Origin of the sequence: Promicromonospora kroppenstedtii, assembly GCF_044389675.1 — a bacterium.
GTDB lineage: Bacteria > Actinomycetota > Actinomycetes > Actinomycetales > Cellulomonadaceae > Promicromonospora > Promicromonospora kroppenstedtii.
Genome location: NZ_JBIRYI010000013.1, coordinates 15022 through 34362, shown reverse-complemented (window position 1 = coordinate 34362; position 19341 = coordinate 15022). Strand labels below are relative to the sequence as shown.

Sequence of the window (19341 nt, the reverse complement as noted above, 5' to 3'; positions counted from 1 at the left end):
TGCCGCTGGGATGGGGGCATGCTCCTGATCGAACAGCTCGTCAAACGCCATGGTCCCCGGACGGTCCTCGACCGCGTCGGCCTCACCGCCCGGCCGGGTCGCGTCACCGCGTTCCTCGGCCCGAACGGGGCCGGCAAGTCCTCGACCCTGCGGATCCTGCTCGGCCTGGACCGCGCCGACGGCGGCCGTGCCCTGGTCGGCGGGCGTCCCTACCGGAGCCTGCGTGATCCGCTGCGGTCGGTCGGCTCGATGCTCGACGGGTCCGGCGCCCACCGGTCGCGCACCGCACGGGACCACCTGGCGTGGGTCGCGCGGAGCAACGGCATACCGAGCCGCCGCATCGGGGAGGTGCTCGACCAGGTCGGGCTCTCGGACTCGGGGCGGGTCCGCGTCGGCCGGTACTCGCTCGGCATGGGGCAGCGGCTGGGCCTGGCCACGGCGCTCCTGGGCGAGCCGGAGGTCCTCGTGCTCGACGAGCCGGTGAACGGGCTCGACCCCGAGGGCATCCGCTGGATGCGCGGCCTGTTGCGCGGCCATGCGGACCGCGGGGGCACGGTGCTGCTGTCCAGCCACCTGATGGGCGAGGTCGCGGGGATCGCGGACGATCTCGTGGTGATCTCCGGCGGCCGGGTCGTGGCCGCGGGGACCCTGGACGCGGTCACCGCCGGACACCGGAGCCTGGAGGACGCGTTCTTCGCGCTCACCGACAGCAGCAGGGGGTCGGCACGATGAGCTCTCCGAACGTGCTCCAAAGCCTCCTGAACACCTTCCTCGGTGAGCTGCGCAAGATCGTGACCCTGCCCGCGAGCGGGCTCGCGGCCGCGGGCACGCTGATCGGGTCGGCGGGCATCACGGTGCTCAACGCGTTCGGTACCCGGGCCGCCCTCGACTCGGGCGCGCAGGGGTCGCGGGCGGTCCAGTCCGCCTTCGAGACGGGTTACGCGGCGGTTCCGCTCGGCACGGTCGGCGCCGTCGTGATCGGCGTCGTCGCGGTCAGCAGCGAATACGCCGCGAACAGCCCGGACGCGGGCGGCGGCCGCCAGATCACGACGACCCTGGCGGCGAGCCCGCACCGGGTCCGACTGCTCGTCGCGAAGGCGCTGGGCGTGCTGCTGCTGGTGGTCGCGACCGCGGCGGTCACGATCCCCGTGTGCGTCGCACTGGCCGGCCTGATCATCGGCGGCGCGTCCGGAGGCGTGGCCGGATCGGACACGGCGGTCGGGTGGGGCGAGGCGGTGGCCCGGTCGGCCGGCGCCGGCCTCTACTGGTCGCTGACCGCACTGCTCGCACTCGCGGTCACGGTGCTGACCCGCAGCGGGATCGTCCCGCTCGTCGTGCTGGTCACGAACAGCTCGCTGGTGTCGTTCTCCCTGCTGCTGACACACGTCACCCCGCTCGCCCACTGGCTGCCCGACATGGCCGGCCGAAGACTCTTCGGCGGCCTGTCGACGGTGGAGGGCGGCCTGGACGTCGTGCCCGGCGCGCTCGTCATGGCGGCATGGGCGGCCGGTCTGCTCGCCGTCGCGGGCGTGGTGTTCGCCCGACGGGACGCGTGAACCGTGCGCCTGCCGAACGTCATCGACGTCATCGCCGCCGAGCTCGACAAGCTCCGCACGCTACCCGCCGCGGTCGTTGCCGCCCTGGGCACCACGGTGGTCGGGGTCGCCCTCGCCGTGGCCCTGACCGCCGCCGCGCACGGCACCGCCGTCCCGGCCACCGAGGTCTCGATCACCGCCACCATGGTCCGGGCCGTGCCGTTCGTGCAGACCGGCCTGATCCTGCTGGGCGTGCTCCCGGTCGCCCACGAGCTGGCGGGCAGCCAGCTCCGCACCACGCTCGCCGCAGTCCCCCGCCGGGGACTGCTCCTGGCGGGCAAGACCGTCGCCACGTTCGTCGCCACGGCGGTCACCGCGGCCGCGACCGTCGGTGGGCTGCTCGGCGCCGCCACCGTCACGGCGTACCTGGGGGGCGCTCCGGTGGCGCCGGGTGACGTCGACGCGGGGCCCGTCCTCGGCGCGGTCGCCTACCTGATCCTGGTCGGGCTGTTCAGCCACGCGATCACCCTGCTGGTCCGGGGTCTGGTCCCCGCGCTCGTCGGGACACTGTCCCTCGTCCTGATCGTCTCGCCGCTGCTCGCCACGCTCACCGAGCATGCCCGCTGGCTGCCCGACCGCGCGGCGGCGCAGCTCTACGCCCCCGCCGACGACGTGCTCACGGGCACCACCGGGACACTCGTCACGCTCGCGTGGATCGCCGTGGTCGGCGCCGGCGCCGCGGTGCGCTTCGTCCGACGCGACCCGTGACAGCCCGTGACGATCCGTGACAGCGGTCTGACAGATCCGTGCGAGCGGGCCCCCGCACGCTGGGGGGCATGAACACGAACGCGATCGAGGCACAGGGCCTCGTCAAGATCTTCGGCGACAACCGCGCCGTGGACGGCGTCGACCTCACCGTCCGTACCGGGACCGTCTACGGGGTGCTCGGGCCCAACGGCGCGGGCAAGACCACGACCATCCGCATGCTCGCGACCCTGCTGCAGCCCGACGGCGGCGAGGCCCGCATCTTCGGCCACGACATCGCCCGCGAGGGTGCCGCCGTCCGCTCCCTGATCGGCGTGACGGGCCAGTACGCGTCGGTCGACGAGACGCTGAGCGCCACCGAGAACCTCGTGGTCTTCGGGCGGCTGCTCGGGCTCTCCACGCGCGCCGCGCGGGCCAAGTCGGCCGAGCTCCTGGAGGAGTTCTCGCTGACCGACGCCGCCAGGCGACCGCTGCGCAACTACTCCGGTGGCATGCGCCGCCGGCTGGACCTGGCGGCGAGCCTGATCGCCCGGCCGCCGCTCATCTTCCTCGACGAGCCCACGACCGGCCTGGACCCGCGCACCCGCAACCAGATGTGGGACACCATCCGCCGCCTGGTCGCGGACGGCTCCACGGTGCTGCTCACCACCCAGTACCTCGACGAGGCCGACCAGCTCGCCGACCGCATCGCGGTCATCGACCGTGGCACGGTGGTCGCCGAGGGCACCGCCGACGAGCTCAAGTCCACCGTCGGCGCGCAGTCGCTCCAGGTCGGGCTCGCCGAGGCCGACGACCTCGGCACCGCGCTCAGCCTGGTGCAGCAGGTCTTCGGCGCCGCGGGCGTCGTCGCACCGGAGGGGCTGCGCATCACCGTGCCGGTCCCTCACGCCGAGGCCGTCGCCGACCTGCTGGTCCGGTTCCGGGACGCCGGGGTGTCGATCGACTCCGTCAGCCTGGACAAGCCGAGCCTGGACGAGGTCTTCCTCACCCTCACCGGCCACGCGGCGTCCGACGACGCCCCCGCCGTCGGCAGCACCGAGAACACCCGCAACGACACCGAGAAGGTGACCGCATGAGCACCGCGACCCTGGCCCCGGCGCCGCACACCGCCACGATCCAGCCCGCCCGGGTCGGCCTGGCCGCCACCGTCTCCCAGTCGTTCACCATGGCCTACCGCGGCCTGCTCAAGGTCCGGCACACCCCCGAGCAGCTCATCGACGTGACCTTCCAGCCGATCATCTTCACGCTGATGTTCACGTACCTGTTCGGCGGCGCGGTCTCCGGCAGCGTCGCTGCCTACCTGCCGCTGATCATCCCCGGCATCCTGGCGCAGACCGTCATCACGGCGTCCGTCGTGACGGGCGTCCAGCTCCGCGAGGACATGGACAAGGGCGTGTTCGACCGGTTCCGCTCCCTGCCGATCGCCCGCATCGCGCCGCTCGCCGGGGCCCTGCTGGCCGACACCGTCCGCTACGTCGTCGCGACCACGATCACGTTCCTGACCGGCTTGGTCATGGGCTGGCGTCCCGGCGGCGGCTTCGGCGGCGTGGTGCTCGCCGGCCTGCTCGTGATCGTCTGCGCCTGGGCACTGAGCTGGATCTTCGCCTACATCGGCGTCATCGCGCGCTCGGCCACGTTCGTGCAGGGCGTCTCGTTCATGGTCCTGTTCCCTCTGACGTTCCTGTCCAACGCGTTCGTCGAGGTCGACACCCTGCCCGGCTGGATGCAGGCGTTCGTGAACGTGAACCCGGTGTCGCACCTGGTCTCCGCCGTGCGCACGCTGGCGAACGAGGGTTTGGTCACCGCCGACGTCGGCTGGACGCTGCTCAGCGCTGCCGTCGTCGTGGTGATCTTCGCGCCGATCGCGGTCCGGGCCTACCTCCGCAAGGCCTGACCGCGCTGCCGCCACAGCGTCCGGCCACCGAACGTAGGGTTGGTCGCTCCATGAGGGCTCATGGAGCGACCTTCCCTACGTTCACCGGCTCGACCGTCGTCACCGGCTCGACCGTCGTCAGTGTCTCGAGCGTGGTCAGGGCGTGCTCCGCCAGGGTCTCGCGCGGGATCGCGGCGATGCGGGCCCGGGCGGCATCCACCGCCTCGGCACCGTGCCGCTCGGCAGCCGCCGCGACGACCGGTGCCCGGCGCAGCGCCATGAAGTCCTGCCGGGAGCCCAGCTCCTCGGCCAGGGCCAGCAGCTCCAGCCCGACGGCGGGGTCGGGCCGCGCGCCGTCGGTATCCCCCGTCTCACCCGAGGCGAGCACCGCGCCCAGCGCGAGGCACACCGTGCCGAGCACGGGATGGTCGGCAACATGGCGCATGAGCTCCCGGTACAGGACCACCGCACGACGCCGCACGACGTCGGCCACCTGCCACGCCCGCGCGTCCTGCCCGGCGTCGACCAGGCGCACGACCCACGCGGACCCGACGATCACCGCCCAGGGAGCGGCCGGGGACGGGTCCGCTCCGCCACCACCGAGCCCGCTGCCACCGGCTCCCCCGTCGCCGGCCACGCCGTCGCCCCCGGCCACGCCGTCGCCCCCGGGAACGGTGAGGTCCGCGAACACCCGCACGGCCTGCTCGTACAGGTCGAGCGCGCCGACGACGTCGCCCCGCGCCCACGCGATCTCGGCCCGGCCCGCCCGGACCACAGCGCGCGACTCGTCTCCCCCACGCTCGGCCGGGTCCGACTTGTCCCCGGCACGCTGGACGCGCGCGCAGATCCGCTCGGCACCCACCAGGTCGCCGTCGGCGATGGCGGCCCCGAGGTCCACCCAGTCGAGCTGCCGCAGCGCACCGTCGGCGCCGATCACCGTCAGGCCCTCGCGCGCGACGTGGGACCAGTGCTTCGCGGTCCCGCTGTCCCCCGCGCCGAACGCGGTGGTGGCCAGGAACATCGCGGCGCCGGCCCGGCTCGCGACGTCGCCGATCCCCTGGGCCAGTTGGTACGCGCGTTCCGCGCCGGCCAGCGCCTCGTCGAGCCGCCCGGCGTTCTCCGCCTCCTGCGACACGACGAGGTGGGCCAGAAAGGCGATGAGCGGGTCGGCCGAGTCGCGCAGCCCGACCACCGCGCCCGGCGCACCCGCCAGCAGCATGCTCGCCACCGCCCGGGTCCGCGGCCCGACGGCGTCGCCGTGGTCGCGCAGCACGCGCCGCAGCCGGGCCAGCGCCCGCAGGTTCGCCGTCGTCCCGGAGAATGCCGTGGTGGCCGCCGCGTACGCGAGCGCCAGCGCGGTGACGTCGGCCTCCGCGGTCGGGACCGCCCAGCCCGTGACGGCATCGAGGACGGCGGGCGCAAGGTCGGCCGCGCGGTCCTCGGCCCCGCGCAGGGTCCAGGCGCCGCCGAGCGCCACGAACCCGTGCACGACGACGTCCGGCCGTCCTGCACGCGCCGCCGCCCGGATCGCGAACAGCAGGTTCTCGTGCTCGCGGCGCAGCAGGCCGATCGCGGTCACCTGGTCGGGCCCGAGCAACCGGGACGTGCAGTACGCCGCCACGTCCTTGGCCCAGCACAGCAGCGCGTCGCGGACGGCGACGTCCTCCCCGGCCCCGGCCAGCCGCAACAGGCCGAACTCACGGACCGTCTCCAGCATCCGATAACGAACCGGAGCCGGCGCGCTCCCAGCAGTGCCGGACGCGGCGGCGTCCTCCTCGACCACGAGCAGGGACTGGAGCACGAGGCCGTCGATGTCGTCGAGCACGTCGAGCGGCACCTCGTCGGCGGGTCCGACCGCCAGTGCCTCACCCTCCGCAACGGGGCGGAGCCGGCCGAGCGCCGCCGCGGCCTGCGCGGACAGGCCGTCGGGCAGCACGCAGACCCGGCGCCACAGCGCGCGCTGCGAGGGTTCCAGCAGGTTCCAGCTCCACTCGATGACGGCCTCGAGCGTGCGGTGCCGGTCCGGCACGGTGCGGTCGCCGCCGCGCAGCAGGGCGAACCGGGCGCCCAGGTGCCTCTCGATCTCCTCGACCGACAGCGTGCGCACCCGGGCGGCGGCCAGCTCGATCGCGAGCGGCAGCCCGTCGAGCCGGTCGCAGAGCCGCGCGACGACGGCGTCGGGCAGCTGGGCACCGGGTCGGGCAGCGAGGGCGCGTTGCCGGAACAGCTCGACGGCCGGGCCGCGCCCGGCGCCGGAGTCGCTCGCCCCGTCGGAGTCGCTCACGGCACCGGCCGACGCGAGCGGCGCCAGCGGGTACACCTGCTCGGCAGCGACCTGCAGCGGCGCCCGGCTCGTGGTCAGGATGCGCAGGCCGGGCGCGGCCGAGAGCAGCACGTCCGCCCAGCGGGCGGCGCCGTCGGGAACGTGCTCGCAGTTGTCCAGCACCAGGAGCGTCCGGCCGGTGCGGGCCCGCTCCACCATGCGGTCGCGCAGGTCTCCGGCGAGCATGCGGTCGGCCAGGCGGGTGGACGCCGCGGCCGACGACAGGCCCAGGCCGTCCGCGATTGCGAGCGCCACGTCCTCGTCGGTGCGCACGCCGGCCAGTTCCGCGACCGCGACGGACATCCCGCCCAGGGGGCCCGACGGCGACGTGGGCCCGTCGTCCGCGACCGTGCGCGCCACCTCCTGGGCCAGCCGGGTCTTGCCGAGCCCGCCCGCGCCGAGGATGGTCACCACGCGGTGCCGCATGAGCTCGCGGACGACGGCGCGGACGTCGTCGTCGCGGCCGATGAGGGGCGTCGCCGCGGCACGGAGCCCGCGCACGAAGCGACCGCCACCAGGTCTGACGGCGTCCGCCGGTGCCACCCCACCGGACGTGACGGCGCCGGGCTCAGCGCCGCCGGCGACGATCCGCTCGTAGAGGGCCACCAGATCGGGCGCGGGATCGGCACCCAGCTCGGCGACGAGTGCGTGCCGCAGCCGCCCGAACACGCGCAGGGCCTCGTCCGGACGGCCCGACTCCACGAGCGCCGTCATGAGGTCTCGCGCGGCATCCTCGTCGAGCGGGTCGGCGGCCAGTGCGTCGGCGCCGAGCGCCGCGGCCGTGACGGCGTCCCCCGCGGTCGCGGCGGCGCGGCGCCGCAGCGTGGTGAGCTCGTCGCGCAGCCCGGCGGCGGCCGACCGGAGCTCCGCGGCGACCCCCGGTGCGACACCATCCAGTCCCTCGCCGGGCTCGCCGTGCCAGAGCGCGAGGACGTCGTCGAGCAGCGTCGCCGCCCGGGCGGCCGGGCCGTCCTGCCCTTCCCCGCCGTCCGGCACCGCGAGCAGGTCCCGGGCCTCGGCGACGGCAGCGCGTGCCAGGTCCAGGTCGCTCGCCCCACCGAGCGCGTATCCCGCCGTCGTGGACCGCACGACGTCCGGGCCCAGGGCACGCAACCGGGACACGAGGCTCTGCAGGGCCGCGCGCGGGTTGGCCGGCAGGTCCTCGCCCCACAGCACGTCGACCAGGGCGGAGACCGTCACCGTACGCGGCGCGGCGAGCGCGAGCTGCACCACGAGGGCACCGGCACGGGCGCCGCGCGGGGCGACCGGCCCGGCGTCGGACAGCACGGTGACCGGACCGAGAACTCCCACCACGGGCCGGGCCGGACGCGCTCCGGGCCCCTGGGCGGAGTTGACGGGCACCATGCGCGCCACTCTAGATCGTCGGCACCGCCCGCGGCAGTTTGCCCCACAGACTCGGCAGTTGGCATCGAGGTCGGCACAGGCCTGTGCCGACCTCGATGCCAACTGCCGAGGATTCCGCCAGATCAGACCTCAGGCGTCCAGAGGTCCTCGCCGTTGGCGGGCGTGCCCACCGCGCCGACGCCGACCGGCACGGCGTCCGGCATGTCGCCCAGCGCGCGCTGCGCCACCGCACCCGAGGAGAAGTTCGCGTAGCACTCCGGGCAGTACCAGTCCGGCGTCGGGACCGGGGTGTCGAAGCCGCCGTAGACCACGTCGGGCTCGAGCTTCATGTTGTCGTGGATGCCCTGGCCCCACACGATGCGCTTGGTGGCGCCGCGCTGACCGCACGACGGGCACGCCGGACGCATCTGCGCGCGCTGCGACAGCACGGCGTGCGGGTGCAGCAGCGCGTGGCACGGGCCGCACACCAGGAACGTCTGCTCGATGAGCTCGGCCAGGGGGCGCTCGCCGCTCTGGCCGGTGTGGGCGCCGTCGTCGTGCGGACGCAGCTGCATGACGTCGACGAACCGCTCGCACGACGCGCAGCGCTCCTCGCGGCGCAGGTCCGTGCCCGAGACCTGCTTGTGGCCCAGCAGGCGCAGCACGTGCAGGTTGGGCGACAGCTCGTCGGTCTCGCAGTTGCCGGCGTCGAGCGTGCCGGTGGCGCCGTGCTTGTACTGATGGGCGATGCCGTCGAGCACCAGGCGCGCGTGCTCCTGCGGCAGCCAGCCGGACGAGCGCGCGTACGCGGCGGCACCGTTGAAGAGGTCGTCCCACACAACGGGCTTGTCGGGGCCGAAGACCTCGTCGCTGACCCAGTCCTCGCCCTGGCTGGCGCCCATGAGCTCGACCGCGGCGACGATGCCCGGCTCGGAGCCCACGACGGTGACGACGACGTCACCACGCTGTGGGCCGTCCGCGCCGCCCGGCAGCCGGTGCTCGTGGCTACGGCTCGCGATCGCGACCGCCTCGCCCAGCCAGTCCTCGGACCAGTTCAGGTAGACGGACGGGACGAGCCAGGCAGGAAGGGACGAAACATTGGGAAGCATGTCGGGTTCGCTGGTCACGCGGGGAGAATAGCGCAGCACGGTGACGCCGTTATGACACGCCCGGTGCGCGACCTTCGCGACTTACCCGGACACTTACCCGAACTCGACCACCACCTGGTCGTACCCCAACGGGGACAACATCGCCTCAAGGGTCGCGGTCGTGTTCGCCCGGGCCCGTTCGTCCAGGTCGGAGCCCGCCGCGGCCTCCGAGATCCGGCCCTGCGCCGTCGCGAGCGCCTCCTGGCGGGCGTCGGTGTCGGACTCGAAGAGATCACCCACCCGGTCCACGAGCCCGCGGTCCTCCGTCAGGGCCCGGCTGGCCTCGAGGTCGACGCGCGGCTCGGCGAGCTCCGGCTCGGGCACCGTGACGGTGACCTTCGTGCCGTCCTCGGAGATCTCGATCGCGTCCTCGTCCAGGCCCGTGAAGTCCACGTACGCCTCGACCGAGCCGTTCACGGCGAGCACCAGGCGCTCCCCCGCGAGCCAGCTCGGCACGTACCGCACGTCGTTCTCCAGGTCCACGAGCACCTCGTACTGCGCCTCGGCGGCCACGAACCGGGCCAGGTCCTTCATGCTGACCAGCACCGGCGTCTCCGACCGGTCCACCTCGCCCGTCGAGAACGGGTTCATGCCGTCCAGCAGCGTGCGCCAGATCGCGTCGCGGAAGTCGTCACGCAGGGTGAAGACCGCTCCCGCGACGAGCCCGGCGGTCAGTGCGGCGCCCAGGAGGAACCCCAGCACGCCCGCCAGCCCGGCGGGCATACGGCGGCGCGACCCGTCCGCCGTCGGCCCGCTGCCGGACGGCGTCGGCTCGGTCCTGGAACCCACCTGCTCGGTCTCTACCTCGGTGCCCGTCATCGCCGCGCCCCTTCCCGGGGAGATACCCGACATATCTCCCGTCCAGGTATCCCACGCTAGCCCCCACCACCGACACTCGCCCACCAGCCCGCCGCCTTCAAGAGCAAGGCCGGAAACGACTTCGGTCGGTTGCTTCGAGACCGGTCGATCAACCGACCGATCTCGAAGCAACCGACCGAAGTCAGCAATCCACGCGACCTGAGTTTTACCTCAGTTCTTGCGGTACTCCCATGGGGAGTCCACCGGGCGCAGGGTCTCCCAGTCGGAGGCCCGGCCGATCGCCGCCGCCAGCACGCCCGCGATGGTCGCCGCGTTGTGGAGCCGGCCCGCGAGCGCGAGCGCCGCCGCCTCCTCCAGCGGCACGGGCACCACGACCATGTCGGCCTCCTCGGCCTCGCGGGTGTGCCGCTCGTCGTCGGGCACCGGCGTGAGGTCGCGCGCCAGGTACACCCGGACGGCCTCGTTGCTGCCGCCCGGCGTGGGCAGCAGGTCGAGCAGCACGTCCCAGGAGCCGGCGTTCATGTCCGCCTCCTCGGCCAGCTCGCGGGCCGCGGCCACGTGCGGGTCCTCGCCGTCCAGATCGAGCAGGCCGGCGGGCGCCTCCCAGAGGAAGGCGCCGACGGGGTGTCGGTACTGGCGCAGCAGCAGCACGTTGCCGTCGTCCGTCAGCGCCACCACGACCACCGCTCCCGGGTGGTCGACGTACTCCCGCCGGACGATGCCGCCGGCCTCGCCGAGGTCGACCTCGTCGGAGACCATGTCGACCACAAAACCCTGGAACGGTACGTCGAGCCGCCGCGCTGGGCGGGGGTCGATGACGTCCGTGACCTCGTCGCTGCTCATGCTGTCCCTCCGCCGCGCCTGCCGGCGATCCTGCTCGTCTTCATGAGGACTGCTTCTCGAGCGCCGCCGCGATCAGGCCCGCGAACAGCGGGTGTGCCCGCGTGGGGCGCGACTTGAACTCGGGGTGCGCCTGCGTGGACACGAAGTACGGGTGTGTCTCGGCGGGCAGCTCGACGAACTCGACGAGCGACGAGTCGGGCGACGTGCCGGAGATCAGCAGGCCCGCCTCCTCCAGCTCGCCGCGGAACGCGTTGTTCACCTCGTACCGGTGCCGGTGCCGCTCGGTGACCTTCTCGCTGCCGTACGCCTTGGCCACGACCGAACCGGCCGTGAGCTGTGCCTCGTAGGCACCCAGGCGCATGGTGCCACCCATGTCGCCCTCGCCCTCCACGATCGACTTCTGCTCGGCCATGGTCGCCACGACAGGGTGGCTGCTGGTCGGGTGGAACTCGGTGGACGACGCGTCGGCCCAGCCCAGCACGTTGCGCGCGTACTCGATCACCATCGACTGCAGGCCCAGGCAGATGCCCAGGGTCGGCACGAGGTTCTCGCGCGACCAGCGCAGCGCCCCGACCTTGCCGTCGATGCCGCGCACGCCGAAGCCGCCCGGCACCAGCACCGCGTCGACCCCCTCCAACGAGGCCTGGGCCCCCTCCGGCGTCTGGCAGTCGTCGGCCGCGACCCAGCGGATGGCCACCTTCGCGTCGTTGGCGAAGCCGCCGGCGCGCAGCGCCTCCGTCACGGACAGGTAGGCGTCCGGCAGGTCGATGTACTTGCCGACCAGCGCGACCTCGACGTTGTGCTCGGGCTCGTGCACGCGCTCCAGCAGCCGGCTCCAGCCGTCCCAGTCGACGTCGTGGAAGGGCATGCCCAGGCGGCGCACCACGTAGGCGTCCAGGCCCTCGGCGTGGATGACGCGCGGGATGTCGTAGATCGACGGCGCGTCGGCGCAGTTGATCACTGCCTCGTTGTCGACGTCGCACATGAGCGCGATCTTGCGCTTGATGCTCTCGGGCACCACGCGGTCGGAGCGCAGCACGATGGCGTCCGGCTGGATGCCGATCGAGCGCAGCGCCGCCACGGAGTGCTGCGTCGGCTTGGTCTTCAGCTCGCCCGACGGGCCGATGTACGGCACCAGCGAGACATGCAGGAAGAACACGTTGTCGCGGCCGAGCTCGTGCCGCACCTGCCGCGCGGACTCGAGGAACGGCTGCGACTCGATGTCGCCCACGGTGCCGCCGATCTCGGTGATGATCACGTCGACGGCGTCGGACGCCTGCTCGCGCATCCGGAACTTGATCTCGTCGGTGATGTGCGGGATGACCTGCACGGTGTCGCCCAGGTACTCGCCGCGGCGCTCCTTGGCGATGACGCGCGAGTACACCTGGCCGGTGGTCACGTTGGACGAGGCGGGCAGCTCGACGTCGAGGAACCGCTCGTAGTGCCCGATGTCCAGGTCGGTCTCGGCGCCGTCCTCGGTGACGAAGACCTCACCGTGCTGGAACGGGTTCATGGTGCCGGGATCCACGTTGAGGTAGGGATCCAGCTTCTGCATGGTGACGCTGAGGCCACGCGAGCGGAGCAGGCGACCGAGCGATGACGCCGTCAGTCCCTTGCCGAGAGAGGACGCCACACCACCGGTGACGAAGATGTGCTTGGTCGGCGTGGAGGCGCCGGACCGCTGACGGGACTGGAGACTGCTTCGGTGTTCGACCACGGAACTCCATCCTAAACGAGGTACGGCGTGCTGGTGGTGTAACGACCGGCACACGCGCTCGCCGAGCGGGGACTTTCGACCCTTTGGGTCGAGTCTGCCCCTGCTGCGGCCTTTGCGCTCGCTCAGTCAGGCCTTCCTGGAGAACTTCCTCCCCAAGGTCCTGAGCAGGGGTCCGACGGCGGCCCGCAGATCCCGGTCCAGCAGCACCGCGACCGCCGCGGTGACCATCGCGGCCAGCAGTCCGAACGCCAGCCCGAGGCTCAGGTCGGCGGCGAACGCGCCGCCGTCGAACTCGACCTCGCCCGGGGCCGAGCGGGCGGCCGAGAAGAACGATCCCTCGGACAGGCCGAGCTGCCAGGGCGCCCAGAGCCCGACCGCGGCGCCGACGGCGGCCGCCACCAGGAGCACGAACAGGGCCCGCCAGACACCGCCCAGCGCGTCCCGGCCCAGGTGCCGGCGCACGGCCAGCAGCAGCCCCAGGCCGGCCACGACCATCCCGGCCGTGCCCACCGCACCGAGAGCCGCCATGACGTCGGTCCGCAGCGCGAGGTCCACGCAGCCGGTCCCCGCGCAGGCCGGCTCGCGGCCGGCGAACAGGACCGGCACCAGGGCCGCGCCGACGGCGGCGACGCCCCAGCCGCTCGCGGTCGCGGTCACCGCGGCCCGCCCGTGGTCCACGACGTACAGCGCGCGCGACAGGTGCAGGATCAGCGCGAACCCGATCAGCCCCGGCGCCATCGCCATGAGCCCGGCGGCCAGGCCGGGTGCGTCACCCAGCACGATGAGGTCGAAGACCCGCTCGACGAACGGCGCCGCCGCGACGAGCGCGGCCATGCCGAGCGCCGTCACGAACAGCAGGCTGCGCGTCGTGCGCGCCACCAGGCCGCGCAGCTCGCCGAGCCGGCCCGCGGAGGCGTGCTCCGCGAAGTGCGGGAACGCGCTGGTCGCGATCGGGAACGCGAGCACCGCGTACGGCAGCAGGTAGACCTGCTGCGCGTACAGGTAGACCGAGAGGGTGCCGTCGCCGCCCGCGGCGTTGGCCGCGCGCAGGGTCAGGAACACCGAGAGCTGCTGCGCCACCAGCGCGCCCACGCCCGCGAACGCCAGGCGCGCCGCCCGGGGACCTTCGCCGGACGGGAAGCGCAGCGTGGGCCGCAGCCGCAGCCCCGTGCGCCACACGGGCACCACGAGGGGCAGCGCCAGGAACAGGACTCCTACCGTGGTGCCCCACGCCAGCCAGACCAGTGCCTGGGACGAGAGCGCGGCGACGTCCTGCTGGTCGCCGTCGGCCAGCAGGGCGAAGACGCCGTAGACCACGATCACGACGAGGCTGGAGACCAGCGGCGCGAACGCCGGCCAGAAGAACCGCTTGTGCGCCTGGAGGATGCCGCCCAGCACCACGGCCAGCCCGTACAGCGGCACCTGCACCGCGAACACCCGCAGGAAGGCCGTGGCGACGTCCACCTGCGCCGGGTCGTCCAGGCCGGTCAGGCTGATGACCGGGCGCGCCAGGAGGGCCGTCAGGGCGGCCAGCGGCACCAGGATCAGCAGCGTCCAGCCGAGCAGCGCCGACGCGATCCGCGAGGCCTGCTCCTTGGACGCCGCGGTGCCGTCAGCGGTGGCAGTGCCCTTGGAAAGCGTGGCCCGGGCCAGGGGCCCGGCCAGCAGCGGCACGACGGCACCCGCGAGGGCGCCTCCGGCCGCGACCTCGAACAGCAGGTTGGGCAGCTGGTTGGCGGAGTTGAAGACCGTGCCGACGCCGTCCGACCCGAGCCACGCGCCCTGCGCGAGCCAGCGACCGAAGCCGACCAGGCGGCTGGCGAGGGTGACGACGGTGACGAGCAGCGCCGCGCTCGCCAGGGACCGGGTGCGGCTCACGCGCCCGGGGTGGCCACGGGCTTGGTCTGCGCGAGCTCCGCCACCGAATCCTCGGCCGCCGGAGCCGGACGACGTCCGAGCATGTCGATCTTGTTCAGCCACTCGTTCCCGGCGATCACCTTGGAGAAGCTCACCTTCTCCGAGGCCACCATGAGGCCGACGACGCCGGCGAGGGTCGCCCAGCGCACCGCCCGGGGCGCGTTGAACGCGACCTGGCTGCCGACCAGGGCGCCGAGCGCGTTCGCGCCGCCGTCGCCCAGCATGTCCTTCTCCCCCAGGTCGCCGGGTGCGGCCGCGGCGGCGGCCCCCAGGACGGCGCCCGCGGCGCCGGTGCCGGCGAGCGCGAACGGCAGGCTGGCGGCCACGCCGGCCTTGAGCGCCCGGCCGGGTCGCAGGTCGAAGAGGTTGACCAGGTTCGCGGTGCCGCCGATGAGCGCGCCGTTGAGGCCGATGTCGACCACGTGGCCGAACGCACTGCGCGCCGTGCGGGGCGTGCCGACGGCGGACGCCAGCAGCGCGGAGCCGGAGATGCCGAGCACCTTGAGGCCGCCCGTGGTCAGCCGCCCCTCCTTCAACGCGCCGAGGTGGCCGCGCAGGCCCTTGGTGCGGGTGTCGGTGTCCTCGGCGAGGTCGTCGTAGACGCCGAACCCGCCCGCGGCGGCCGTGGCGAACGCCGTCGCACCGGGAGCGGTGCCGCCGGAGACGGCCGCGCCGGCCACGAGGCCGGCGGTCACCGCGGGGCCTTCCAGCAGACTGATCGGCTCGCCGCGGTGGTTGGTCCGCGTCCACGTCCTGTCCCCGCCGAGGCCGCCCTCGGCGACGCGCTCGTCGAGCTTGCGGCGCGCGAACGCGGTCGCGACACCGGCCACGACGCCCGCGACGATGAACCTGCCTGCACCCATGACTACCCCTCAAGTCCGTTTCGGTCGGTCGTCGACCCTGCGCTTCGAGTCTGCGCCCTGAGCCGGCCGGCGGCTCGGGCCCTACGTGTACCGGCTCAGCCCGTGGCCCCGTCGGTGGCGCCGTCAGTGACCCCGTCGGTGGCGCCGTCGGTCGTCCCGCCGCCGGTTCCGTCGGTGGCCGGCGGCAGCACCAGCGTCGCGTCGTCCTCGAACCCGTACTGCCCCACGACGCCGTCCAGGCGGGCCGCGACGGCGAGGGGCACGTTGATGCGGCCCGTGAGCCGGTCGATGCCGCTGACGGTGCTGACCTCGGCGGCGAGCTCCTCGTTGTCCCGCACGGCCTGCACGGCGTCGCCCGGGTCGTCCGTCGGTCCCGCGAGCACGGCCGCGCCGGACACCTCCTGGGCGGCCTGCGTGACGGCGGTCCAGACGTCCGGCGTCGGCTCCGCCTCCTCGGTGGCGCCGTCGGCCGTCTCCTGCGGCTGGCCCGCGGGCCCCACGAGCAGCACCAGCGACTCCGCGGCCTCGGTCTGCTCCTCGCCCGGCTCCACGAAGCCGAAGCGCTCGAGCTGGTTCTCCAGGTCGGTGGCCTGCGAGCTGCGGTCACTGCCGCCGTCGTCGCCCGTGAGCGCGACGGCCAGCGCGGCGCCGAGCACCGCGCTCGGGTCGTCGTTCTCCGGGACGGCGTCGCCGAGGCCGGCGCGCAGGCCCTCGGCGACGGTCTCGCGCGTCGACTCCTCCTCGGGGTCGGTCCAGGCGTCGGTCAGCTCGGTCTTGGACACCACCGTGGCGCCCGCTGTGTCGAGCTGGTTCAGCACGCCGTCGTGCACGTCCTGGGAGACCTCGCCGAGCTGCACCACAGCGACGCGCTCGTTCTCCAGCGACCCGGTCACCAGCTGGGTGCCGACCGCCTCGATGTAGCGCTCGTCACCGTCCAGGGCGTTCTGGGTGGCGTCCAGCTCGGTGCGCAGGTCGCTGCGCTCGGCGCGCAGCGCGTCCACCTGTTCCGTCAGGGTCTCCCCGATCGCGCCCTGCAGGGGGCCGGCACCGAGGATGATGCCGACGGCGAGGGCGAGGAAGACGGAGATGAGCGAGACGAGGTGGTATCGGAAGTCGATCACGGTAGGGAGGAGTCCTTAAGCATGTTCCGGGCGTGTCGGCCCGGCGTCAGGTCGGGGCGGCGTGGCGTACGGGAGAGCATCCCGGCAGGTCAGCCGCCGAACAGGGTACCGATCCAGGACACCACGTCGTCGAACCGTGCCCCGATCAGGCCAAAGAATGTCTGCCCGGCCGACGTCGAGGCGAGTGCCGCGAGCACCGCCGCGACCCCCGCGCCCGACAGCAGCGTGAGCTGGGTGTTCGAGATCCGCGTGCGGTACAGCCGGGACACGCCCTTGGCGTCCACGAGCTTGCCGCCCACGCGGAGCCGCGTGAGGAAGGTCGAGGCCATGCCCGAACGCCCCTTGTCCAGGAACTCCACGAGGGTGGCGTGCGTGCCGACGGCGACGATGAGCTCGGCGCCCTTGTCGTCGGCCAGCAGCATCGTGATGTCCTCACTGGTCCCCGTGGCGGGGAAGACGACCGGCTCCACGCCGAGCGCCTTGACTCGCTCCAGCCCGGGGGCCTTGCCATCACGGTAGGCGTGCACCACGATCTCCGCACCGCAGGCCAGGGCCCGGTCGGAGACGGAGTCCATGTCGCCCACGATCATGTCGGGCTGCCAGCCCGCGTCGATGATCGCGTCCGCGCCGCCGTCCACGCCGATCAGGACCGGCCGGTTCTCCCGGATGTAGGACCGCAGCTGCGCCAGGTCCTCCCGGTAGTGGTACCCGCGCACGACGATCAGCACGTGCCGGCCGTCGATGTCGGTCCGGATGTCGGGCACGCCCACGCCGTCGAGCAGGAGGTCCCGCTCGCGGCGCAGGTAGGTCATCGTGTTCTCGGCGAACCGCTCGATCTCCGCCGACAGCCCCTCGCGGGCCGCGGCCATGTTCGCGGCCACCGTGCGCGGCGTCTGGTGCGTGCCCGTGGCCACGACCTCGCCGCCGACGACGATCTCGCCGCCGACGATCTCGACCTCGGCGTGCTCGTCGATGGCCATGACCGCGGGGCCGAGGTCGTCCACGAGGACGATGCCAGCCTCGACCAGGATCTCCGGCCCCGTGTTCGGGTACCGGCCGGACGTGGACGGCGCGGCGTTCAGGACGGCCACGGGGGCCGCGGCGACCAGCGCGTCGGCGGCGACGCGGTCGATGTCGACGTGGTCGATCACGGCGACGTCGCCCTGGTTCAGCCGGGACGTGAGCTCCTTGGTGCGAGCTCCGATCCGGGCGGGGCCGTGGGCGACGGCCCGCGGCAGCACCGGAGCGAGGTCCGGCGTACTCTTCGCGGCGCTCTTGTCGGCGCGCTTCTCGGGTCGGGAGATCAGCTTCATCCGCTCTATCGTCCCACGACCGACGACTCCAGGAGCTCCAGCGCGTGGGTACGCGCCGTCTCCGAGTCGTCCTGGCCGGACAGCATGCGGGCCAGCTCACGGACGCGCGCGTCCGCGGTGACCTCGCGCACACCCGTGACCGTGATCATCCCGTCGTCGCCGTCCGCCGAACCGGCGTCGCCGTCCGAGCTCTTGGTGACCACGAGGTGGGCGTCCGCGAACGCGGCGACCTGTGCCAGGTGGGTCACCACGACCACCTGGGTGCTTCGCCCGAGCTGGGCCAGCCGGCGGCCCACCTCGACCGCGGCCCGGCCGCCGACGCCGGCGTCGACCTCGTCGAAGACGAAGGTGCTGCGCGGGGTCTCGGCCGTACGAGCCGCGGCCGCCCCGCCCGACGTCGCCAGGGCGACCTCGAGCGCGAGCATCACGCGCGAGAGCTCACCGCCGGAGGCGCCCTTGCCGAGCGGTCGCTCCGGGGCTCCCGGGTGCGGCACGAGCAGGAAGGTGACCTGGTCGCCGCCGAACGGGCCGGGCTGGTCGAGCGGCTCCACCGTGACCACGAGGTGCGCGCCGCCCATCGCGAGCCCGTGCAGCTCGTTCGTCACGGCCTCGGCCAGCTCGGACGCGCCGCGGGTGCGCTCGGCGGTCAGGATCTCGGCCAGCCGGGCCAGCTCGCCGTCCAGCTCGGCCACGCGCGCCCGCATCGAGGTGAGGCGGTCGCCGCCGTCGTCCAGGTCGAGCAGGCGCAGGCCCGCGTCGCTGGCCCACTGCAGCACCTCATCGATGGTCTCCCCGTAGGAACGGGTCAGGGCGTTCAGCTCCGCCATGCGGTTGTGCGCCGTCTCCAGCCCGGCGGGGTCGGCCTGCAGGTCGTCGACGTAGGCGGCGACGTCGGTCGCCACGTCCGAGAGGAGGTAGCCCACCTCGGCGAACCGCGTGGCCAGGACGCCGAGCGCGGCGTCGGAGTGTGCCGCGGCGTCGAGCGCGCGGCGCGCCCGCTCCACCAGGGCGATCGCGTTCTCACGCGCGCCGTCGGCGTCCTCGCCCGCGACGGCCTCGTGCGCCTCGGTCGCGGCCGTGCGCAGGCCCTCCGCGTTGGACAGGCGCTCGATCAGGGCCTGGAGCTCCGCGTCCTCGCCCGACTGCGGGTCGACGCGCTCGATCTCCTCCAGGCCGATGCGCAGCAGCTCCACCTCGCGGGCGCGCTCGGCGCCGCGCGCCTCCAGGTCGGCGATCTCGGTGAGCAGGCCGCCCCGCTCGCTCCACGCGGTGCGGTAGGCGGCGAGGACGCGCTGGTGCGCGGGACCCACGAACGTGTCGAGCGCGTCGCGCTGCTTGGCCGCCGTCCGCAGCCGGAGCTGGTCGGCCTGGCCGTGCACGGTGAACAGGTCCTCGGCGATCTCCGCGAGCACGCCCTGCGGCACGGCCCGGCCGCCCAGGTGGGCCCGCGAGCGGCCGTCGGCGATGGTGCGCAGGATCACGACGGTGCCGTCGTCCTCGACCTCGCCGCCCGCCTCGTCGACCCGGCCCAGCACGGCGTCCCGCCCCGAGACGCGCACCCGACCCTCGACCGCGGCCGACGACGCACCCGGGCGCACCGACTGGGGGTCGGCCTTGGCGCCCATGAGCAGGTTCAGCCCCGTGAGCACCATCGTCTTGCCCGCGCCCGTCTCGCCCGTGATGACGGTCAGGCCGTCCGACAGGGGTACCCGGGCCGAGCGGATGACGCCCAGGTTCTCGATAGCGATCTCCTCGAGCAC

Annotated in this window: 15 protein-coding genes; 5 read left to right on the top strand and 10 right to left on the bottom strand. The window is 73.7% G+C overall.

The genetic code is table 11. The features are described 5' to 3' along the window. Nucleotides 1-18 precede the first annotated feature (18 nt). From ACH47X_RS19840 to ACH47X_RS19820, 5 genes are all read left to right on the top strand, one after another. A complete protein-coding gene (locus ACH47X_RS19840) occupies nucleotides 19-732 on the top strand; it encodes an ABC transporter ATP-binding protein (RefSeq protein WP_397406248.1) in 714 nt (237 codons plus the stop codon). Next, nucleotides 729-1556, top strand: coding sequence for an ABC transporter permease (locus ACH47X_RS19835; RefSeq protein WP_397406247.1), 828 nt, complete (start codon nucleotides 729-731; stop codon nucleotides 1554-1556). Before ACH47X_RS19840 ends, ACH47X_RS19835 begins: the two co-directional genes overlap by 4 nt. Before the next feature lie 3 nt (nucleotides 1557-1559). Continuing rightward, nucleotides 1560-2303: a hypothetical protein gene (locus ACH47X_RS19830; RefSeq protein ID WP_397406246.1), complete on the top strand. Its 744-nt coding sequence runs from the start codon at nucleotides 1560-1562 to the stop codon at nucleotides 2301-2303. 68 nt (nucleotides 2304-2371) lie between these two features. Next, nucleotides 2372-3376: an ATP-binding cassette domain-containing protein gene (locus ACH47X_RS19825; protein WP_397406245.1), complete on the top strand. Its 1005-nt coding sequence runs from the start codon at nucleotides 2372-2374 to the stop codon at nucleotides 3374-3376. Next, nucleotides 3373-4194 carry an ABC transporter permease gene (locus ACH47X_RS19820; protein WP_397406244.1) on the top strand — a complete coding sequence of 274 codons (822 nt, stop codon included), beginning with the start codon at nucleotides 3373-3375 and terminating at the stop codon, nucleotides 4192-4194. Before ACH47X_RS19825 ends, ACH47X_RS19820 begins: the two co-directional genes overlap by 4 nt. A 58-nt stretch (nucleotides 4195-4252) precedes the next feature. On the opposite strand, the gene ACH47X_RS19815 is transcribed toward ACH47X_RS19820, so the two are convergent. From ACH47X_RS19815 to recN, 10 genes are all read right to left on the bottom strand, one after another. Beyond that, the gene (locus ACH47X_RS19815; protein WP_397406243.1) at nucleotides 4253-7861 is read right to left on the bottom strand and encodes an ATP-binding protein; all 3609 of its coding nucleotides are present in this window, start codon (nucleotides 7859-7861) and stop codon (nucleotides 4253-4255) included. Nucleotides 7862-7983: 122 nt separating this feature from the next. Next, on the bottom strand, nucleotides 7984-8967 hold the full coding sequence (locus ACH47X_RS19810; protein WP_245605699.1) for a hypothetical protein: 984 nt from the start codon (nucleotides 8965-8967) through the stop codon (nucleotides 7984-7986). Nucleotides 8968-9042: 75 nt separating this feature from the next. Beyond that, complete coding sequence (locus ACH47X_RS19805; RefSeq protein WP_397406242.1) at nucleotides 9043-9807, bottom strand: DUF4230 domain-containing protein; 765 nt, start codon at nucleotides 9805-9807, stop codon at nucleotides 9043-9045. Nucleotides 9808-10017: 210 nt separating this feature from the next. Continuing rightward, a complete protein-coding gene (locus tag ACH47X_RS19800; protein WP_020012930.1) occupies nucleotides 10018-10650 on the bottom strand; it encodes an NUDIX domain-containing protein in 633 nt (210 codons plus the stop codon). A 40-nt stretch (nucleotides 10651-10690) separates the two neighbouring features. Beyond that, complete coding sequence (locus ACH47X_RS19795; protein ID WP_397406241.1) at nucleotides 10691-12367, bottom strand: CTP synthase; 1677 nt, start codon at nucleotides 12365-12367, stop codon at nucleotides 10691-10693. Nucleotides 12368-12493: 126 nt separating this feature from the next. Then, nucleotides 12494-14245, bottom strand: a complete 1752-nt coding sequence (murJ, locus tag ACH47X_RS19790) for a murein biosynthesis integral membrane protein MurJ (RefSeq protein WP_397406240.1) — start codon at nucleotides 14243-14245, stop codon at nucleotides 12494-12496. Beyond that, nucleotides 14242-15147 carry a hypothetical protein gene (locus tag ACH47X_RS19785; protein ID WP_397406239.1) on the bottom strand — a complete coding sequence of 302 codons (906 nt, stop codon included), beginning with the start codon at nucleotides 15145-15147 and terminating at the stop codon, nucleotides 14242-14244. The genes murJ and ACH47X_RS19785 overlap by 4 nt, the downstream gene beginning before the upstream one ends. Nucleotides 15148-15242: 95 nt before the next feature. Continuing rightward, nucleotides 15243-16268 (bottom strand): copper transporter, encoded by a 1026-nt coding sequence (locus ACH47X_RS19780; protein WP_397406238.1) that lies wholly within the window; start codon nucleotides 16266-16268, stop codon nucleotides 15243-15245. Between the two features lie 89 nt (nucleotides 16269-16357). Then, complete coding sequence (gene steA / locus ACH47X_RS19775) at nucleotides 16358-17581, bottom strand: putative cytokinetic ring protein SteA (RefSeq protein ID WP_397406237.1); 1224 nt, start codon at nucleotides 17579-17581, stop codon at nucleotides 16358-16360. A 5-nt stretch (nucleotides 17582-17586) separates the two neighbouring features. After that, nucleotides 17587-19341 carry a DNA repair protein RecN gene (recN, locus tag ACH47X_RS19770; protein WP_142034020.1) on the bottom strand — a complete coding sequence of 585 codons (1755 nt, stop codon included), beginning with the start codon at nucleotides 19339-19341 and terminating at the stop codon, nucleotides 17587-17589.